Below are 2491 nucleotides of genomic sequence, written 5' to 3' on the forward strand. Positions count from 1 at the left end.
TTGTTGATTTGCACTGAGAGCTGACCCAGGAGGGGCCGAAGTTTTCGTCGAGAAATGACCCGTGTCTGTTCACCTCCTCGACCGGATGGTTGGGGTAACTGGAGTGATCGACATGGAGTTGTTGAGCGTGATCCGGCGGTGGCATCACCGGGATCGCATCCCAATCCGCGAGATCGAGCGGCGGACGGGCCTGTCGCGGAACACGATCCGCAAGTACCTGCGATCGGACGCCGTGGAGGTGAGGTTCAAGGTTCCCGAGCGCCCAAGCCGCCTGGACCGGTTCGCCGACAAGCTGTCGGAGTGGCTGCGGGTGGAGGCGGGCAAGGGACGCAAGGGGCGCCGAACGGTGCGGCGGATCCACGCGGACCTGGTCGCTCTGGGTTATGGTGGCTCCTACGCACGGGTTGCGGCCTTTGTCCGGCGCTGGCAGGTGGGACGGGAGATGGCGCAGCGGACCACCGGGCGCGGGGTGTTCGTGCCGCTCGCCTTCCAGCCCGGCGAGGCGTTCCAGTTCGACTGGAGCGAGGACTGGGCGACGGTGGGCGGCAAGCGGCTCAAGCTGCAGGCTGCCCATACCAAGCTGTCGCACAGCCGGGCCTTCGTAATCCGGGCCTACAAGCTGCAGACCCACGAGATGCTGTTCGACGCCCTGGCCGAAGCATTCCGCGTGCTGGGCGGGGTTCCGCGCCGCGGCATCTTCGACAACATGAGAACCGCTGTCGACCGCGTCGGTAAGGGCAAGATCCGGCAGGTCAACGTGCGGTTCCAGGCCATGGCCAGCCACTACTTGTTCGAGGCGACGTTCTGTAGTCCGGCCTCGGGTTGGGAGAAGGGTCAGGTCGAGAAAAACGTCCAGGACGCTCGGCGGCAGATCTGGCAGGACATGCCGTCGTTCGATGACCTACCCTCCCTCAACACATGGCTGGAGGTCCGCTGCATCGAGCGCTGGAGTGAACTCCAGCACGGGGTCTTGCCCGGCAGTGTCGCCGACGTGCATGCCCTGGAGCGAGCAAGCCTGATGCCGGTAGGACGGGCGTTCGACGGCTTCGTCGAGCACGCCAAGCGGGTGTCGCCGACCTGCCTCGTGCACTTCGAGAGCAACCGCTACAGCGTCCCGGCTTCCTTCGCCAATCGGCCGGTCAGCCTGCGCGTCTATCCCGACCGGCTCGTCGTGGCGGCCGAGGGACAGATCCTGTGCGAGCACGCCCGGATCGTCGAGCGCTCGCACGACGTTCCCAGCCGTACCGTCTATGACTGGCGCCACTATCTGGCAGTGATCCAGCGCAAGCCTGGGGCGCTCCGCAACGGCGCGCCCTTCACCGAGATGCCGGAGGCCTTCCGCAAGCTCCAGGCCCAGCTCCTCCGGCGGCCCGGGGGCGACCGGGAGATGGTGGACATCCTCGCCCTCGTGCTGCAGCACGACGAGGGAGCCGTGCTGTGCGCCGTGGAACTGGCCCTCGAGGACGGCGTCGCCACCAAGACCCACGTCCTCAACGTCCTGCACCGCCTGACCGACGGCACGAACACGGCCACGATTACCGACGCACCCCAGGCCCTCGTCCTGAACCAGGAGCCGAGGGCCGATATCGGACGCTATGACGCGCTGCGGGACCGCGAGGTGCGCCATGCGTCATGATCCCGCCAGCGCCGCCCTCGTGGTCATGCTGCGCGGGCTCAAGATGTATGGCATGGCTCAGGCGGTGGGCGATCTGGTGGAACAGGGTGCACCGGCGTTCGAGGCGGCCATCCCCATCCTCTCCCAGCTGCTCAAGGCCGAGATGGCCGAGCGCGAGGTGCGCTCGATCGCCTACCACACCAAGACGGCCCGGTTCCCGGCCTACAAGGATCTGGCGAGCTTCGATTTTGCGGCCAGCGAGGTCAACGAAGCCACGGTCCGGCAGCTGCACCGGGGCGAGTTCACCGAGCGGGCCGACAATGTCGTGCTCATCGGCGGACCCGGCACCGGCAAGACGCACCTCGCCTCGGCCCTTGGCATCCAGGCCATCGAGCACGGCCGCAAGAAGGCCAGGTTTTTCTCCACGGTCGACCTGGTGAATGGGCTGGAACAGGAGAAGGCCGCCAACAAGGCCGGGCAGCTCGCCGATCGCCTGCTCCGCCTCGACCTCGTCATCCTCGACGAACTCGGCTACCTGCCGTTCAGCTCGTCGGGCGGGGCCCTGTTGTTTCACCTGCTCAGCAAGCTCTATGAGCGCACCAGCGTCGTGATCACCACCAACCTGAGCTTCAGCGAGTGGGGCGGCGTGTTCGGCGACGCCAAGATGACAACGGCCCTGCTCGACCGGCTCACGCACCACTGCCACATCCTGGAAACCGGCAACGACAGCTTCCGGTTCAGGAGCAGCGCGGCCGAACCCCGGAACAGAAAAGGCAAAACACCCGCTTGACCTAGCCTCGCAGCACGCGGGAGATATCCCTTGGCCGGGTCAGTTCTCGATGAAAACCCCGGGTCAGTTCTCAGCGAAACTCAACA

At 66.2% G+C, this 2491-nt stretch carries 2 protein-coding genes; both read left to right on the forward strand.

Features of this window, described 5'->3' with window-relative positions:
• The first annotated feature begins 112 nt into the window (after positions 1-112).
• The gene (istA, locus tag JMJ55_RS30335; RefSeq protein WP_202829333.1) at positions 113-1636 is read left to right on the forward strand and encodes an IS21 family transposase; all 1524 of its coding nucleotides are present in this window, start codon (positions 113-115) and stop codon (positions 1634-1636) included.
• A complete protein-coding gene (gene istB / locus JMJ55_RS30340; protein WP_202829332.1) occupies positions 1626-2405 on the forward strand; it encodes an IS21-like element helper ATPase IstB in 780 nt (259 codons plus the stop codon). The genes istA and istB overlap by 11 nt, the downstream gene beginning before the upstream one ends.
• Positions 2406-2491 lie beyond the last annotated feature (86 nt).

This window comes from Belnapia mucosa (genome assembly GCF_016775475.1).
Classification (GTDB): domain Bacteria; phylum Pseudomonadota; class Alphaproteobacteria; order Acetobacterales; family Acetobacteraceae; genus Belnapia; species Belnapia mucosa.

What these genes read in the sequence shown, in the direction of transcription:
- istA (WP_202829333.1), top strand. Translation starts at nt 113, where the DNA reads ATGGAGTTGTTGAGCGTGATCCGGCGGTGGCATCACCGGGATCGCATC.
- istB (WP_202829332.1), top strand. Translation starts at nt 1,626, where the DNA reads ATGCGTCATGATCCCGCCAGCGCCGCCCTCGTGGTCATGCTGCGCGGG.